Raw genomic sequence first — 15707 nt, forward strand, 5'->3', positions numbered from 1 at the left:
ATGACGGCCGGATCAGGGGTCGGGTCAGGGGTGAATCGGGGAAGAAACGGGCAGCGGGTGGGCTGGGGCGCGCGTATCGTTTTGGGCGTGGCTCAGGATGAGGTTCCTCAGGAGAATCGACCGCAGGATGTCGTGCCTGCCCAGGCGCCGCCGACCGGTGACGAGCTGGCGTTGCGCCGGCGGGTGTCCGACCTCGAGCGGGAAGAGGTCGCCGACGTACTGCGCGAGTCCGCCGCCGAGGGACGCCTGTCGTACGCCGAGCTCGAGGAGCGGCTCGAGACGTTGTACGCCGCCAAGACGTACGGCGAACTCGTCGAGCTCACCGTCGACCTGCCGAACGGTCCACGCGCTCCCGGTGTGCCGGCCGTCAGCCCGCACTACACCGGCGCGGTGGTCGAGAACGGCCCGGTGATCAACGCGTTCATGTCGGAGACCAAGCGCCAGGGCGGTTGGCTGGTGCCGCAGCGCCAGGAGGTCAACGCCGTCCTCGGCGACGTCACGCTGGACTACACCGAGGCCCAGATCCCGTTCGACGAGATCCACGTCGAGGTGAAGTCGATCCTCGCCGACGTGAAGATCCGCGTCCCGCAGAACGCGATCGTCCTGCTCGACAGCAACCCCATCCTCGGCTCCGTCTCCGAACAGGAAGCCGGCCTGGGCGTCGTTCCCGACCCCAACACCCCCGCCGCCCGCCCCACCACGTTCCACATCCGCGGCACCGCGATCCTGGGCGAGATCAAGATCAAACGAGGCCCCCGCCTCTCCAAACGCCTCCGCCTCACCTGACCCGCCGTTCGGCGAGCACCTCCTCCAACCACTTCGCGAAGGCTGGGATGTCGCGGATGTTGTCCTGGGTCAGGCGGTGGTGGGTGGCCCAGACGTCGGTCGGGATGATGGGGACGAGCAGGTAGAACTTCGGGCCGGTGGGGATGCCGATGGAGCCGACGGCGGTCCACGGGAGGTAGGTCCGGCCGGTGCGGATGCCGTCGTGGTCGATGATCACCGTGGGGCGCTGTGTGACGAACTGCCAGGTGCTGAGGCCGATGAGCACCAGGATGAGGGCGACGGACAACAGGCCGAGGACGAGGCGTGGTCCGCCGTCGTGGATCCACTCGGTGACCGACAGCGCCGGGTTGACGGCGAACACCGCGGCGAAGCACGCGCGCTGGATCACCAGCCGCTTCCGCCGTACCGGAAACACCACCCGGCCCGTCCGCCGGAACTCCTCCGCCCAGACCTCGGGCGGTTCCTCTCCCATCACCGCCATGTGCTCGCCCGGTGTTCGTCGAGCAGGGTCTCGAGCCAGCGGCGGAAGGCCGGGAGGTCCCGGATGTTCCGCTGCTCGAGCCTGAGGTCCTTCCCCCACGCGTCCTTCGCGATGATCGGCAACGACCTGCCCCACACCGGCCCATTCGCGATCCCGATGGCGCCGACCTCGGTCCACGGCATGAACCTCTTCCGGCCGCGCCGGATGCCCTCGAGGTCAACCGTCACCGTCGGCCGCTGGGTGACGAGCTGCCAAACACTGAGGCCGAGGGCAATCACGTAGGCCCCCACGAGCACCAGGACGCTGACACGTCGACCTCCGCCGGCCTCCAGCCCGCCCGGAACCCAGAAGACGGAGAACAACACGGCGGGCACCAGCCCCTGCGCCAATCCCCAGATCACCGTCCGCCGCCGGAGCGGAAACACCACCCGTCCCGCCCGCCGGAACTCCGCCGCCCAAACCTCCGGCGCCGCTTCACCCATCACCGTCATGCGTCCCCAGCCTTCACGACCCCACCCCCGGAGCAGGCTCACTGTAATGCACGAAAACCCTCGCCCGCGCAGCGAGAATTGCCGGATGAGTCGCGTCCGAGCAGCACCGAGCTGGGCCTTCGTCCGCGGCCCGGCCGCCGCCTACGAACTAGCGGACGGAAGCCGGCCGGGAGGCATGCGGCGGGCGACGGCTGGCGGCGGCGTGGGCAGCCGCTGGTGCCGTTGTCGCTGGTCGCGTTCTTCGCGTTGATGACGGCCGCCTTGGGCGCGGACGGCGGGTATTCGTGGCACCAGTCGCGGCCGCGCTCGGAGCCGACCGCGGTCGTCGACGGGATCGTTGTGGCGGAGCGCGAGCCGGGGTGGTTCAGCAAAGGGTCCGGTTCGGTGGTGATCCGCTACACGGTCGGCGGGGTGGGCTACACGATCGAGACCGGCAAGGAGCCGGGGGACCGTGTCCTCCGCGCGGGGGACGTCGTACCGGTGGAGTACGTCGTCACCCGGGCGGCGGATGGGTGTAGTACGTGGGCCGTGGAGGCGGCGCGGTCGGACGGGGTGTTCGGTCTGGTTGGTGCGTCCGGGTGTGCCGCGCTCGGTGTGCTCAGTGGGGTCGGGTACTTGGTCGGGCGGTGGCGGTCCAGCGGCCGGCGTGGTGGGTGATGTGGATGGGGTGGTTGAAGGCTTGGGAGACGAGGTCGGTGGTGAGGACGTCGTACGCCGGGCCGGCGGCCAGGACCCGGCCTTCGTGGAGGAGGGCTGCGTGGGTGGTGCAGGTGGGGAGCTCTTCGAGGTGGTGGGTGACGAGGACCCAGGCCAGGTGGGGATGGGAGGCGTTGATCTGGTCGAGGGTCTCGAGGAGTTGCTCGCGGGCCGCCACGTCGAGGCCGGTCGACGGTTCGTCGAGCAGCAGGAGGCGTGGGTCGGAGATCAGCGCGCGGGCGATCAGCGCCCGCCCGCGTTCGCCCTGGGACAGGGTCGTCCAGGAAGACGTGGCCAGTGCGCTGATACCGAGCAGCTCGATCAGCTCGAGAGCGCGCTCCCGCTGAGCAGGCGTCGCCTGCCAGCGGGGCATGAGCTCGATGGTCCCGGTCAGCCCGGTGAGGACGATGTCCACGATGCTCAGCGGAGACCGCAGCGGGTGCCGCGGATTGACGTGACCGATCGACTCGCGCAGCGTGCGGATGTCGACGGTGCCGAGCCGGCGGCCGAGGATCTCGACGGTCCCGCGGGTCGGGTGCGTGATCGCGCCACACAATCCCAGCAGCGTGCTCTTCCCGGCGCCGTTCGGCCCGAGCAGCGCCCACCGCTCACCCTCGCCGACCGTCAGCGACACCCCGCCGAGCAGCAGTTTGCCGTCCCGGACGAAGTCGACGTCCTTCAGTTCGAGCACCCGAAAACCTCCTCGTACAACGCCTTCAGCTCCTCCGCGCTCGCTTCCCGCCCGGTCCCGTCGGTGTGCCGCTGCACGTGCCGCGCGAACTCCCGTTCCTGCGCCGCCGACAGCCGCACGCCGTACGCAGTCTCCAGTACGTGCGCGATCCCGCCCTTGCCGGACTGGCTGTTCACCCGGACGACCGCCTCGTACCCCCGGCCCACATCCATCGGATCGATCGGCAGGTACGGCACGTCCCACGCACCGGGCCCTTGGACGGCGAACCCCTTCCGGATCGCGTCCTGATGGGTCCCTGAGAACGCCGTGTAGACGAGCTCCCCGACGTACGGATGCCGTGGATGGATCGGCATCCGCGTGCAGTGCTCCACGACCTCCCGGATCCGGTCGATGTCGGAGAAGTCGATCATCGGGTCGACGCCCTGGGCGTGCAGGTTCAGCGCGAGGGTGGCGATGTCGACGTTCCCGGTGCGTTCGCCGTTGCCGAAGATGCAGCCCTCGACCCGCTGCGCGCCGGCGAGTACGGCGAGCTCCGCGCAGGCGATGCCCGTGCCGCGGTCGTTGTGCGGGTGCACGGACAGGATCACGCCGTCGCGCCGCGGCAGGTTCTTGTGCATGTACTCGATCTGGTCGGCGTACACGTTCGGTGTCGCGGCCTCGATCGTGGCCGGCAGGTTGAGGATCACCGGCCGCTCCGGCGTCGCGTCCCACTGCTTGGTCAGGTGGTCGCTCAACTCGAGCACGTAGTCCGGCTCGGTCAGGTTGAACACCTCGGGCGAGAACTGGAACCGGACCGAGTCGCCGGCCAGCCGGAGGATCTCCTCGGATCCTGCGTAGATCATCGACGCGAGTTCGTCCTGCGTACGACGCAGTACGACGTCCCGCCACACCGGAGCCGTCGCCGCGTACATGTGGATCACCACGTCGCCACGCATCCCGGCCACCGACTCGACGGTCCGCGCGATCAGGTCGGGCCGGGCCGGCGTGAACACCACGATGGTGACATCGGCAGGCACCAGGTCCGACGTCGCCAGCAACCGGACGAAGTCGAAGTCGGTCTGCGAGGCGGACGGGTACCCGACCTCGATCTCTTTGTAGCCGATGGCAACCATCAGCTCGAAGAACGCCCGCTTGCGGTCGGGATCCATCGGGTCGGCCAGCGCCTGGTTGCCGTCGCGGAGGTCGACCGGCACCCACAGCGGCGCGGTGCTGATCCGGCGGTCCGGCCAGTCCCGGTCGATCGGTGCGACCGGCACCTTGGCGAAGATGTCGCGGTATCGGTGGCTGGGCATGGGGGAGTGCTGCTGGCGGTTCCAGTCCATGGGTGGTCCTTCGGTTCGAAGCGGAGGGACCGGCGACGACGGCACTCCACGGAGGGAGCGCCGATCGAATCAGCTCCCGCCGTGGCGGCCAAGGCGGAGGAGGCCCGCGCGCAGAAGGATCGACGACATGCCGAGCACGCTACCAACTCCTCAGACAAGCTGACAACTCGGATCCCTCTAGACTGACCCGCATGATTCGCCGTCACCCCCTCGCCGAGCAGGCCGCGGAGGAGCTCCTGCGCCGGATCGGCAGCGGTGAGTGGGCGCTCGGCGCGAAGCTCCCGGGCGAGACGACGCTGGCCGCGCAGCTCGGCGTCGGCCGGTCGACCATCCGCGAGGCGGTCCGCGAGCTGGCCGGTCGCCGGGTGCTCGAGAGCCGGCAGGGCGCCGGGGTGTTCGTGATCGCGCACCAGGCCGCCGAGGACTGGGACAAGGTGCTGCGGAAGGCCGACATCACCGACGTCCTCGAAGGACGGCTCGCGATCGAGACCGAGGCGGCCCGGCTCGCGGCCGAACGCCGTACGCCGGCCGACCTGAAGACCTTCCGCTACACGCTGGCCGACCGGAAGAAGGCCTCGGAGAAGTCACCGGACGACTGGTACGTCGAGGCCGACCTGGCCTTCCACCGGGCCGTGGTCACGGCCGCGCACAACGCCGTACTGACCGAGCTGTTCGACACGTTCGTACCGCGGATCCGGCGGGCGATGATCGACATGCTGAAGCTCGACGACCAGCATCGCCACCGCCACGACCAGGCCGCCCACGAGGCGATCGCCGACGCGATCCGCGCCCGCGACCCCGAGCTGGCCGCGGCACGCTCACGCGAACACCTCAGCGCCGTCCGGAGCAGCGTGTCCTAGGACCTGTGCTGGTCGAGCAGGGCGCGCAGCCAGGGAGTCAGCGCGTTCAGATCCTCGACGTTGTCCTGGGGAATGGTGATCGGACGGGTACGCCGATCCGCCGGCCGGATCTGCACGGTCCGGATCCCCGGCAGCCCGGCCGGGTCGTCGATGCTGGTGATCCCGGACCACCGCAGGCTCCGGCCGCGGGTGATGCCGTCGGCGTCGACCGTGATCACCGGTCGATTCGTGACCAGCTGCCACACCGTCAGCCCGGTGCCGTAGACGAACGCGGCCAGCGCCGTCAGTCGCAGTACGCCGAGCGCCCCGGACACGTCGTTCGCCCGGAAGTGGTCGAGATTCGTCCACGCGGACAGCACCATCAGCAGGCCGAACCCAGCCAGCCGGAGCATGAGCCGGCCACGGCGCGGCGGGAACACCACGCTGCCTTTGGACTCCAGTTCGGACGTCCAAGTCTCGGCGGACACCGTCATGAACCCCACTTTGCCGTGTGCTCGGCGGCCGTTGGCGGGTCAGCGCCGTGTCGCGTGCAGGTGATCGCGGCCGCCTTCACCGCGTAGTCCACGACAGCTCGCAGATCCTCGGCCGTCAGCCCGGCCAGCCGGGTCGCGCCGAGCAGGCCGCGGGCCTGCAGACCGGCGATCAGCGCGGCCATCAGCGAGTCGCCCGCGCCGACCGTGTCGACCACCTCGATCACCGGCGCCGGGACCTCGACGCGGAAGTCCCGGGTGATCCCGAGCGCGCCCTCGCCGCCGCGGGTGATCACGACGCACCGGGTCCGCTCGACGGTCAGCAGCTCGGCCGCGATCTCCTCCGGCGGCCTCCCGGGCTGCAGGAACTCGCAGTCCTCGTCGCTCAGCTTCACCAGGTCCGACCACGCGGCCAGGTGCCGGACAGCGACCCACGTCGACACCGGATCCGGGGTGATCGCCGGGCGGGCGTTCGGGTCCAGCGTCACGGTGACGGGTTGGTCGGCGACCGCCTTCAGGAACTCGCGGATCGCCGTCGCCCCCGGCTCGAGCATGGTCGCGATCGAACCGGTGTGGATCGCCGGGCACCCGCGCAGCAGCGACAACGCCGGCGGGTCCCAGGTCATGTCGAACTGGTACGACGCGACTCCGGCCGCATCGAGGGTCGCGGTCGCGGTGCTCGTCCGGAAACTCGGGTCGACCGTCCCGGGGGCGAGCTGAACCCCGTTCCCGAACAGGTGCGCCCCGAGCATGTCGCCGTACGGATCGGTCCCGAACCGCGCCACCAACTCGGTCGGCACACCGAGCCGCGCGAGACCGACCGCGACGTTCGCCGCGAAGCCACCAGGCACCGCGGTGGCCTTGCCGTTCCCGTTGCCGTTCCGCGCACCGCGGGATGCGGGCGCGACGATGTCCACGAGAGCCTCGCCGACGACGAGGACAGGTGCGGTCATCGGGCGTGCTCGAAGTCGATCGCCGAGTACGCGCGCAGCTTGGCCAACTGGTGCTCGCTCTCGATGCTGCGGATGGTGCCGCTGCGGGACCGCATCACCAGGGAGTGGGTTCGTGCGGTGGAGCGGCCGTAGCGGACGCCGCGGAGGAGTTCGCCGTCGGTGATGCCGGTTGCGACGAAGAAGCAGTCGTCGCCGCTGACCAGGTCGTCGGTGCTGAGCACCCGGTCGAGGTCGTGGCCGGCGTCGATCGCCTTCTGCCGTTCCTCGTCGTCGCGCGGCCAGAGCCGGCCCTGGATCAGGCCGCCGAGGCATTTCATCGCGCAGGCGGCGATGATGCCCTCCGGCGTACCGCCGATGCCGAGCAGCATGTCCAGACCGGTGTCCGGGCGAGCCGCCTCGACCGCACCGGCCACGTCGCCGTCGCTGATGAACTTGATCCGCGCGCCGGTGGCCCGGACCTGCTGGGCCAGGTCCTCGTGCCGCGGCCGGTCGAGGACGACGACAGTCACGTCGTCGACCGTCGAGCCCTTCGCCTTCGCGACCCGGCGGATGTTCTCGGCGACCGGGAGCCGGATGTCGACCACGTCGGCCGCCTCCGGGCCGACCACGAGCTTCTCCATGTAGAACACCGCGGACGGGTCGTACATCGAGTCGCGCGCGGAGACCGCCATCACGGCGATGCCGTTGTTCATGCCCTTGGCGACGAGCGTCGTACCGTCGACCGGGTCGACCGCGACGTCGCACTCCGGTCCGTCGCCGGAGCCGACCTGCTCGCCGTTGTAGAGCATCGGGGCGTTGTCCTTCTCGCCCTCGCCGATCACCACCACGCCGTTCATCCCGACCGTGCCGATCAGCGTGCGCATCGCGTTCACCGCCGCGCCGTCGGCGCCGTTCTTGTCGCCGCGACCGACCCAGCGGCCCGCCGCCATCGCCGCGGCCTCGGTGACCCGGACCAGTTCGAGGGCGAGGTTGCGGTCAGGCGCGTGCGCCTCGACCTCCAGATGGGCAGGTGGCGTGGTCGGGTCGCTCATGCCACCGGATCGTAGCCAACCGGTGTGAGGTCGTGCCCGGCGATCCCCCGCCTACTGCGCGGTGCTCGGCACGGCGTGGGATCACCGGTCACGACCTAGCCGCTGTTCGGCCGCATTGGGGGTCGCGAGACACTGGTGACATGAGTTCGACAGGTCAGGGCCCTTCCAGCGACGGCGCCCCCGCGGCGACGGAGGATCCGCGGGTCGTGGCCGCGGCCCGGGAGAAGGCGCGGGCGCGGGCCGAGGCGATCGCTTACCGGGAGCAGAACCGCAAGGACCGGGCGAAGGCGCGCACCCTGACCAACATGGTCTGGGCGCTGCTGGCCTGTTTCGTCGTGGTCGCGTTCCTGATGATCGTCACCTGGCGGCCCAAGAACGAAAACGTCCGCGCCATCGAGTACACCGCTCAACTGCAAGACGCCCGAAAGGCCGCCTCGTGGGTCCGTGGCCCGGAGCCGTTGCCGGCCGGCTGGGCCGCGACCAGCGTCGAATTCCGCGCCCCGGAGCAGGAGCCGATCACCTGGCACCTCGGCGTCGTGACGAACGAGAAGAAATACGTCGGCCTGGAGCAATCCAATGTCACCGGCGGCAAATTCCAGTCCGACAAGATGGGCCGGACCAGCGACAACGGGACGAGTACGGTCGGCGGGGTGACCTGGCAGCGCAAGGTCCTGCTCGACCGCAAGGCCGAGAACGCCTTGGTGCTGGTCGGTTCCGGAGTCACCACGATCGTCACCGGAAATGCGGGATATCCCGCGCTCGAAGCGTTTGCCTCGACTTTGCGTTAAACGCTCGCTGCGGAGTGTGATCCGCCGTACTGCTCAGAATTCCGGGTGTTGCTGACCACGTTCCGGACGGTCGTTGACACATCTGTCGGGCGCGGGGTTCCATCGATTCTTCGGCTTGTACTCGCTCGGGGAAAAGCGTTAGGGAGCCCTTACGTGGTCGCGGTATCTCCGGGCGGGAGTTGATCCGCCGATGTTCGTCACCGGGCTGCTGCTGGGCGCCGACAGTTCTCCACACCTCGGCGTGCCGTGGCAATTGCTGGCCTACCACGGCGAATCCCTGCTCGGCGCGACCCTGGACGTCGCGCGCGAATGTTCCTTCGACCAGCTGATCGTCACCTTGGGCAGTGCGTCGGAGCAGATCCACGACCGCGTCGACCTCTCCGGTGTCCGCGTGGTCGAGTCACCGCACGCGGACACCGGCAGCTCGTCGATCGTGCCGGCGCTGGACGCGGTGGACCGGCGGACCGGCGGCATCGTCGTACTGCTCGGCGACCAGCCCGGCGTGACGTCGGCCACGGTCTGGTCCCTGGTCGCGGAGGTCGCCGGCCCGGCGACCCCGATCGGGGTGAGCCGGTACGACGACGGCCACGGGCATCCGTGCTGGTTCGGGCGCGAGTTGTTCGGCGAGCTGCGGCAGTTGCGCAGCGACGCGGACCTGTGGGAGCTGATCGAGGGCGGCAGCTACCCGGTCACCCAGGTCGATGCCATCGGCAACGTTCCGCCGCGGGCCGGCACCTGGGACGACTACCGCCGCCTGGTCTCCGGCTACAGCGCCGCCCCCGGCGCCATCACCCCCGGCGCCTTCGAAGGCCCACCCGTAGACACCCACCCCGTCCCCCTCCCCACCCACACCCGCCCCCGCCGCCGCACCACCCACTAACCCGGCTCACCACCAGCTCCCGGCCCACCGCCACACCGCCGGCCACCGGCCATGCATCAGCGGCTCCCCGCCACTGCCAACACCGGCGGGTCCCCTCGACCACGCCACCGGGCCGCCCGCCGTCTCCCGCGGCGCCGCCGCTCGGCGGCACCGCCCGCCGCCGCTCGCCCCGGCCGGTGCCGCTCGCCCCGGCCGCTGCCGGGGAGCTGCGCTGGGTCGGACGCCGGGCACTCACCAACCGGCCTGCCTGGCTGGGGCTCAGGCGTGGGCACGCCTGCGGGGGTTGATCTGGTTGTGGTTGGTGAGTGGTGGGCGTCCGGCTAGTCGGCTCCGGCCAGGCGGAGGCCTACTACGCCGGTGACTATGAGGGCTATGCAGGCCAGGCGGGCGGGGGTGATGGGCTCGCCGAAGAGGATGATGCCGAGGGTCACCACCCCGACCGAGCCGAGGCCGGTCCAGATCGCGTACGCCGTACCGACGGGGAGCCGGTCCAGCGTCTTCGCCAGCAGGACGACCGAGATCACGCCGAACACGAGGACGCCGACGGTCGGCCACAGCCGGCTGAACCCTTCGCTCGGCTTGAGGCTGAGAGCGAACGCGATCTCGAACGCCGCGGCCGCCAGCAGCACGAGCCACGTCATCAGGCCGCCATGGCCCCGCGCAGATGCCGCTGGGTCACGGTCGCAACCCGGGCGCCGAGGGCTGCCGCAGTCCGCAGATCCGTCGCCGGCGGCGCCTTCTCGGCGGAGAGATCGGCGTCGGACTGCGCCATCGCGCCGAGCCAGCTGCCCAGCCGGTTGAGGTCCTCGATGCTCGCGGTGCTCTCCGCCCAGCCGGGGTAGAGGTCCAGCCCGACCCAGATCATCCCGTGCTGCGCGGCGAAGACTGCGAGGTCGACCAGGCTGTTCAGCTTGTCGCCGGACATCGCCTTCGAGTTGGTGAATCCGGCGGCGATCTTGTCCCGCCAGGCCAGGTCGGCGGCCCAGACCCGCACGCTCTCCTCGGCGAACTTCTTGAACACCGCACTCGGGCTGCCCATGTACGTCGGTGCGCCGAAAACGATCGCGTCCGCGGCGGTGAGCCGGGCCCAGACGTCCTCGGTCAGCTCGTCGAGCGGGACGAGCTCGGCGACGGTGCCCGGCACGGACTCGGCTCCGGCGGCGACCGCCTCGGCCTGCTTGGCGGTGTGACCGTACCCGGAGTGGAAGGCGATCGCGATCCGGGCGGGGGTAGTGCTCATGTGCTTCCTCCAAAGTCGTTAGCGGACTACAGTCCGTCTTATGAACGACAGTACCGGACCGCGGTCCGCTTCACAACGGAGTCTGCCGGTCGTCGGCGAACCACGCCCGGAACGCGCGGACGCGAGGCGCAACCGGCTGCGCGTACTGGAGGCGGCCGACCGGCTGTTCACCGAGCACGGCGTGAAGAACGTGTCGCTGGACGCGATCGCCGCCGAGGCCGGCGTGGGGAAGGGCACGGTGTTCCGCCGCTTCGGCGACCGGGCCGGTCTTGCGGTCGCCCTGCTCGACGAGCGCGAGCAGGAGTTGCAGGCCAAGGTCCTGAGCGGGCCACCGCCGCTGGGGCCGGGCGGCGTGCCGCCGGTGATCCGGGTGTTGGCGTTCCTCGATGCCTACCTGGATCTACTCGATCGGCACGTCGAGTTGTTCGTGGACAGCGAGAACGCGTCCGACGGCGCGCGCTACCGCATCGGCTCGTACCACCTCTGGCACCGGCACCTGGCGATGCTGATCGAGAGCGCCCGGCCGAACCTCGACGCCGACTACACGGCCCACGTCCTGCTGGCCCCGCTCGCGGCGGACCTGCACCACGCCCTGCGCATCCAAGGCTTCACCCTCGATCGGATGAAGTCCGGCCTACAAGCAGTCGTCACCAACCTGCTGGGACCCTAGGTTGTCACCGCCAGCCCGGGACCCTAGGTCGTCACCACCGGGCTGGGACTCAAGGGTGTCATCAACCTGCTAGGGCCTTAGGCCGTCATCACCTGCTGGGACCCTCGCTCGTCATCACCCGCTGGGATGGTTAGCCGGCACCGTCGAGCTGGGACCTCTACTTCGGCTTCTCGTCGTGGGCGGCTTGGGCTTTGGCGAGGCGTTCGCGGGCGCCGTCGAGCCAGCGCTGGCAGGTGGCGGCGAGTTCCTCGCCGCGCTCCCACAGCGCCAGGGACTCCTCGAGGCTGGTGCCGCCGGCCTCGAGTTTGCGGACCACCTCGACGAGCTCCTCGCGGGCCTGCTCGTAGGAAATCTCCGGTCGGTCGCCGCTCACGTGTCCTCCTCGGACTTGACTTCGACCGCGAACCGGCCGTCACTGACCCGCGCCTGCAGCAGGTCTCCAGGCGCCACCTGCGCCACTTCCCGGACGGCGGTCCCGTCGGCCAGCTGGAGCACCGAGTACCCGCGCTCCAGCGTCGCCTTCGGGGACAACGCGCGTACGCTCGCCAACCGGTGAGTGATGTCGTCACTCGCGCGGTCGAGGCGATGCGTCAGCGTCCGCCGGCTCCGGTCGATCAGGGCCGCGATCTCCTCGGACCGCCGCTCCAGCCCGCTCACCGGAGCGGCGAGCGCGGGCCGGCTCCGGATCGCGGCCAGCGCGTGCATCTCCCGATCCAGCCATGCGGTGATCGCCCGCTGCCCGCGCTCCCGCAGGAGGCGGACGCCGTCGAGCTCCTCGCGCACGTCCGGCACGATCCGCTTCGCCGCATCCGTCGGCGTGGACGCGCGCAGATCCGCGACGAGATCCAGCAGCGGTGAGTCCGGCTCGTGCCCGATCGCGCTCACCACCGGGGTCTTCGCCTGCGACACGGCCCGGATCAGCCCTTCGTCGGAGAACGGCAGCAGGTCTTCCAGCGAGCCGCCGCCGCGCGCGATCACGATCACGTCGACCGTGTCGTCCCCGTCGAGCTTCCGCAGCGCCGTCATCACCTCACCGGCCGCCGCCGGCCCCTGCACCGACGCGTACTCGATCCGGAACGCGACCGCCGGCCACCGCCGCTTCGCGTTCTCGAGTACGTCGCGTTCCGCCGCGGAGTCACGCCCGCAGATCAGCCCGATCGTGTGCGGCAGGAACGGCAGCTTCTGCTTCCGGTACGACGCGAAGAGCCCTTCGGCCGCGAGAAGTTGCTTCAGGCGCTCGATCCGGGCCAGCAGCTCACCGATGCCGACGTGCCGGATCTCGCTCACCGCCAGCGCGAGCGTGCCGCGCCGGGCGAAGAAGTTCGGCTTCGCGTTCACGACGACGCGGGATCCGTCGGTCACCGGCGGATCCACCGCCTCGAACACGCGCCGGTTGCAGGTGAACCGCAACGAGATGTCCGCGTCCGTGTCGCGCAGGGTCCCGAAGACCGTCGTCGTGCCGCGCCCGATCGAGACGTCCGTCAGCTGCCCCTCGACCCACACGGCGCCGAGCTGGTTGATCCAGCTCGCGATCCCGTTCGCAATCGTGCGAACGGCCGCAGGCGCATCCGGTGAGGTCTCCAAAGCCACCCCCAGACCCTACGACCCCCCACCGACAAACCCTAACGTTGAGTGATGCGCCCGCTCCTCTTACTCGACGCCGCCCCCCAACCGGGGTGGCCGTCACGGGAGCCGGTACGGCGCGGCTCCTGGAAGACGCCGTACGTCGCGAGCCGGGTGAGGGATCGTCCGTCCGCCGCGATCCGGGCTTGGGTGGGCGGAAAATCCTTTGCCGACAAGGTGTTTCGGCCGCAGACTTGAGGCCTGGTTACACCTCCCACGGGGGAGCCGTCCGGACAGGGCGGACGGCTCCTCGACGCCTGATCGCCGTGATGCTGCTCACAACGGCTGGGAGCGGTGCGCCACGGGCGGCCCGTACGATGGGGGCGTGACTGCCCAGCCTGAGACCTCTGGTACGACGACCGCCGTCCGGACCAAGCGGGTGCTGCTCGCCGCGCCGCGGGGGTACTGCGCCGGCGTGGACCGGGCGGTCGTGGCGGTCGAGAAGGCGCTCGACCTCTACGGGCCGCCGGTCTACGTGCGCAAGGAGATCGTGCACAACAAGCACGTCGTGCAGACCCTGCAGTCGCGCGGCGCGATCTTCGTCGACGAGACCGACGAGGTGCCCGAGGGCCAGACGGTGATCTTCTCCGCGCACGGCGTCGCCCCGGTGGTGCACCAGGAGGCCGCCGCGCGGCAGCTGAAGACGATCGACGCGACCTGCCCGCTGGTCACCAAGGTGCACCACGAGGCGAAGCGGTTCGCCGCCACCGACTACGACATCCTGCTGATCGGTCACGAGGGCCACGAGGAGGTCATCGGGACCAGCGGCGAGGCGCCGGAGCACATCCACCTCGTCGACGGACCGGGCGACGTGCCGAACGTGGTGGTCCGCGACCCGGAGAAGGTCGTCTGGCTGTCCCAGACCACGCTGTCCGTCGACGAGACGATGGAGACGGTCCGCCGCCTGCGCGAGCGGTTCCCGAGGTTGCAGGACCCGCCGAGCGACGACATCTGCTACGCGACCCAGAACCGCCAGGCCGCGGTGAAGAAGCTGGCCCCCGAGGCCGACCTGATGATCGTGGTCGGCTCCCGCAACTCGTCGAACTCGGTGCGCCTGGTCGAGGTCGCCGTCGAGCACGGCGCCAAGGCCGGCTACCTGGTCGACTACGCGGCCGAGATCGACGAGTCCTGGCTGGACGGCGTCGACTCCGTCGGTGTCACCAGCGGCGCGAGCGTTCCGGAGATCCTGGTCCGCGACGTGCTCGACTGGCTGGCCGAGCGTGGGTACGCCGACGTCCAGGAGGTCACCACGGCCGAGGAGAGCCTGACGTTCGCGCTCCCTCGTGAGCTCCGCAGTGACCTCAAGGCCGCCGGCCTCCCCACCACCGGTACCTCCGACCACGCCTGGACTATTTGATCGTCACCGTGGCGGTTCTGGTCACCGGCACCCAGTCCTGCGCGCCGCAGTACCGGACGGTGTAGCTGAAGGTGTAGGTGCCGGGCTTCGTGTACGTGTGCTTGGTCGGGGGGACCGGCCCTGGCGCGGTCCAGTCGATCAGCGTCCGTGTCGCCTGTCCGGTCTTGGTGGTCCGTGCCTTCGGGCAGTTCACGGCGCCGGAGTCGGAACCGGTGTCGTTGCCGTCGCCGTACGAGTACCGCTCGCTGCCGAGCACCGAGTAGAACCCTCCGCTCCCATCGTCTCCGATCGGCACCATCACCGTCCCCTTGACGGTGGCCTTGACCGTCAGCGTGCGGCCGCTGACCACCGGGTCGAGGGTGAGGTGCAGCCCGAGTGACGGCGTGTTCGTGGTGTGTTCCGACGCCGGGGGCGGGGTGTTGTTCTTCGGCGTGTGCACCGCACCGGTCGCGCCTACGGTGCCCGTGGTCTTCGCGGGTGTCGGGGTCGTGGCCGGCGTGGTGGTCGGCGTGGTCGTCGGCGGCCCGGTGACGATGGTCGTCGGGGCGCTGGGGGTGTGGGTCACCGGCGGGCTGCTGTTGATGTCCGTGAGGTTGCCCGCGGCAACGGCGACGGCGACCACCGCGGCCGCGACCAGCGTGACCACCCCGGCGGTACGACGGCGCCGTACGGTCCGGACCCGGGCGAACACGGTCTCGCTCGGCACCGCGCTCGGCGGCGGCGGATCGGCGACGAGCCGCTCGAACTGGTGCTTGAGATCGTCGGTCATGGGTCAGCCCTCCTTCTGGGCCGGAGCGGAAACGGCGTCGACCAGGTGGTGTTCGCGGAGCTTGGCCAGTCCGCGGGAGACGTTGGATTTCACGGTGCCGACCGAGCAGCCCATGATCTGGGCGATCTCGGCCTCCGGGAGGTCCTCGAAGTACCGCAGTACCAGCGTCGCGCGGGTACGGCGGGGGAGCGTGGCCAGTGCCCGTAGCAACAGGTCGCGGTCGTCGACGCTGCCGTACTGCTCCTGGGCCTGCGGCTCGGGCAACTGTTCGGTCGGGGTCTCGCCCCGCCACTTCCGCCGCCACCACTGGGTGCTGGTGTTCACCATCACCGTCCGGGTGTAACTCTCCAGCGCGTTGCCGCTGCGCAGCGAGTTGCGGTGGAACCACACCTTGGTCAGCGAGGTCTGCACCAGATCCTCGGCCAGATGCCATTCACCGGTCAGCAGGTAGCCGAACCGTTGTAGTGCGGTGAACCGCCCGTCCACGAATTCGGCGAACTCGTGGTCGCGTCCTGGATCCATCCCAACCCCCATCTCGTCCATCTCGGTCAGACATGTGATGACCGGGTGGGAGCAAAAGGTTGAGTCGCCGCCGGCAG

The 15707-nt window shown here is 70.2% G+C and carries 20 protein-coding genes; 7 read left to right on the forward strand and 13 right to left on the reverse strand.

Going from position 1 to position 15707, the window contains the following annotated elements; translation table 11 throughout:
- Positions 1–87: 87 nt before the first annotated feature.
- Positions 88–786: a DUF1707 SHOCT-like domain-containing protein gene (locus ACZ6O0_RS23905; protein ID WP_465767181.1), complete on the forward strand. Its 699-nt coding sequence runs from the start codon at positions 88–90 to the stop codon at positions 784–786.
- Here ACZ6O0_RS23905 and ACZ6O0_RS23910 read toward each other — a convergent pair.
- Together ACZ6O0_RS23910 and ACZ6O0_RS23915 are read right to left on the reverse strand one after the other, a co-directional pair.
- Positions 779–1258 (reverse strand): hypothetical protein, encoded by a 480-nt coding sequence (locus ACZ6O0_RS23910; RefSeq protein WP_465767182.1) that lies wholly within the window; start codon positions 1256–1258, stop codon positions 779–781. The genes ACZ6O0_RS23905 and ACZ6O0_RS23910 overlap by 8 nt on opposite strands.
- Positions 1258–1758, reverse strand: coding sequence for a hypothetical protein (locus ACZ6O0_RS23915; RefSeq protein ID WP_465767183.1), 501 nt, complete (start codon positions 1756–1758; stop codon positions 1258–1260). Before ACZ6O0_RS23915 ends, ACZ6O0_RS23910 begins: the two co-directional genes overlap by 1 nt.
- Before the next feature lie 216 nt (positions 1759–1974).
- On the opposite strand from ACZ6O0_RS23915, the gene ACZ6O0_RS23920 reads away from it, so the two are divergent.
- The gene (locus ACZ6O0_RS23920) at positions 1975–2415 is read left to right on the forward strand and encodes a hypothetical protein (protein ID WP_465767184.1); all 441 of its coding nucleotides are present in this window, start codon (positions 1975–1977) and stop codon (positions 2413–2415) included.
- Here the strand turns inward: ACZ6O0_RS23920 and ACZ6O0_RS23925 are convergent.
- Together ACZ6O0_RS23925 and ACZ6O0_RS23930 are read right to left on the reverse strand one after the other, a co-directional pair.
- Positions 2357–3145 carry an ABC transporter ATP-binding protein gene (locus ACZ6O0_RS23925; RefSeq protein WP_465767185.1) on the reverse strand — a complete coding sequence of 263 codons (789 nt, stop codon included), beginning with the start codon at positions 3143–3145 and terminating at the stop codon, positions 2357–2359. The two genes, ACZ6O0_RS23920 and ACZ6O0_RS23925, sit on opposite strands and share 59 nt — an antisense overlap.
- Positions 3133–4467 (reverse strand): 2-isopropylmalate synthase, encoded by a 1335-nt coding sequence (locus tag ACZ6O0_RS23930; RefSeq protein WP_465767186.1) that lies wholly within the window; start codon positions 4465–4467, stop codon positions 3133–3135. The genes ACZ6O0_RS23925 and ACZ6O0_RS23930 overlap by 13 nt, the downstream gene beginning before the upstream one ends.
- 191 nt (positions 4468–4658) lie before the next feature.
- Between ACZ6O0_RS23930 and ACZ6O0_RS23935 the strand changes: the two genes are divergently transcribed.
- Positions 4659–5327, forward strand: a complete 669-nt coding sequence (locus ACZ6O0_RS23935) for a FadR/GntR family transcriptional regulator (protein WP_465767187.1) — start codon at positions 4659–4661, stop codon at positions 5325–5327.
- On the opposite strand, the gene ACZ6O0_RS23940 is transcribed toward ACZ6O0_RS23935, so the two are convergent.
- The 3 genes from ACZ6O0_RS23940 to glpX are packed head-to-tail and all read right to left on the reverse strand — an operon-like array spanning position 5324 to position 7781.
- A complete protein-coding gene (locus ACZ6O0_RS23940) occupies positions 5324–5800 on the reverse strand; it encodes a hypothetical protein (protein ID WP_465767188.1) in 477 nt (158 codons plus the stop codon). The two genes, ACZ6O0_RS23935 and ACZ6O0_RS23940, sit on opposite strands and share 4 nt — an antisense overlap.
- Positions 5797–6750, reverse strand: a complete 954-nt coding sequence (locus tag ACZ6O0_RS23945; RefSeq protein ID WP_465767189.1) for a carbohydrate kinase family protein — start codon at positions 6748–6750, stop codon at positions 5797–5799. Before ACZ6O0_RS23945 ends, ACZ6O0_RS23940 begins: the two co-directional genes overlap by 4 nt.
- Positions 6747–7781, reverse strand: coding sequence for a class II fructose-bisphosphatase (gene glpX / locus ACZ6O0_RS23950; protein ID WP_465767190.1), 1035 nt, complete (start codon positions 7779–7781; stop codon positions 6747–6749). Before glpX ends, ACZ6O0_RS23945 begins: the two co-directional genes overlap by 4 nt.
- Before the next feature lie 140 nt (positions 7782–7921).
- Here glpX and ACZ6O0_RS23955 point away from each other — a divergent pair, with 140 nt between their 5' ends.
- Positions 7922–8569, forward strand: coding sequence for a DUF4245 domain-containing protein (locus ACZ6O0_RS23955; protein ID WP_465767191.1), 648 nt, complete (start codon positions 7922–7924; stop codon positions 8567–8569).
- A 190-nt stretch (positions 8570–8759) separates the two neighbouring features.
- The gene (locus ACZ6O0_RS23960) at positions 8760–9449 is read left to right on the forward strand and encodes a nucleotidyltransferase family protein (protein ID WP_465767192.1); all 690 of its coding nucleotides are present in this window, start codon (positions 8760–8762) and stop codon (positions 9447–9449) included.
- A gap of 320 nt (positions 9450–9769) precedes the next feature.
- Here ACZ6O0_RS23960 and ACZ6O0_RS23965 read toward each other — a convergent pair whose 3' ends face one another.
- Together ACZ6O0_RS23965 and ACZ6O0_RS23970 are read right to left on the reverse strand one after the other, a co-directional pair.
- Positions 9770–10090 carry a DMT family transporter gene (locus ACZ6O0_RS23965; RefSeq protein WP_465767193.1) on the reverse strand — a complete coding sequence of 107 codons (321 nt, stop codon included), beginning with the start codon at positions 10088–10090 and terminating at the stop codon, positions 9770–9772.
- Complete coding sequence (locus ACZ6O0_RS23970) at positions 10090–10689, reverse strand: flavodoxin family protein (protein WP_465767194.1); 600 nt, start codon at positions 10687–10689, stop codon at positions 10090–10092. The genes ACZ6O0_RS23965 and ACZ6O0_RS23970 overlap by 1 nt, the downstream gene beginning before the upstream one ends.
- 40 nt (positions 10690–10729) lie before the next feature.
- Between ACZ6O0_RS23970 and ACZ6O0_RS23975 the strand changes: the two genes are divergently transcribed.
- Positions 10730–11359 carry a TetR/AcrR family transcriptional regulator gene (locus ACZ6O0_RS23975; protein WP_465767195.1) on the forward strand — a complete coding sequence of 210 codons (630 nt, stop codon included), beginning with the start codon at positions 10730–10732 and terminating at the stop codon, positions 11357–11359.
- A gap of 157 nt (positions 11360–11516) precedes the next feature.
- Here the strand turns inward: ACZ6O0_RS23975 and ACZ6O0_RS23980 are convergent, their stop codons facing one another.
- The gene (locus ACZ6O0_RS23980; RefSeq protein ID WP_465767196.1) at positions 11517–11732 is read right to left on the reverse strand and encodes an exodeoxyribonuclease VII small subunit; all 216 of its coding nucleotides are present in this window, start codon (positions 11730–11732) and stop codon (positions 11517–11519) included.
- Complete coding sequence (xseA, locus tag ACZ6O0_RS23985) at positions 11729–12949, reverse strand: exodeoxyribonuclease VII large subunit (RefSeq protein WP_465767197.1); 1221 nt, start codon at positions 12947–12949, stop codon at positions 11729–11731. Before xseA ends, ACZ6O0_RS23980 begins: the two co-directional genes overlap by 4 nt.
- 358 nt (positions 12950–13307) lie before the next feature.
- On the opposite strand from xseA, the gene ACZ6O0_RS23990 reads away from it, so the two are divergent.
- Entirely contained in the window at positions 13308–14339 is a 1032-nt protein-coding gene (locus ACZ6O0_RS23990; protein WP_465767198.1) for a 4-hydroxy-3-methylbut-2-enyl diphosphate reductase, read from the forward strand.
- Here ACZ6O0_RS23990 and ACZ6O0_RS23995 read toward each other — a convergent pair.
- Both ACZ6O0_RS23995 and ACZ6O0_RS24000 read right to left on the reverse strand, forming a co-directional pair.
- Entirely contained in the window at positions 14332–15108 is a 777-nt protein-coding gene (locus ACZ6O0_RS23995) for a hypothetical protein (RefSeq protein ID WP_465767199.1), read from the reverse strand. The genes ACZ6O0_RS23990 and ACZ6O0_RS23995 overlap by 8 nt on opposite strands.
- 3 nt (positions 15109–15111) lie before the next feature.
- Entirely contained in the window at positions 15112–15630 is a 519-nt protein-coding gene (locus ACZ6O0_RS24000) for a SigE family RNA polymerase sigma factor (RefSeq protein ID WP_465767200.1), read from the reverse strand.
- Positions 15631–15707 lie beyond the last annotated feature (77 nt).

The sequence above is a fragment of the Kribbella sp. NPDC048837 genome, from assembly GCF_055586945.1.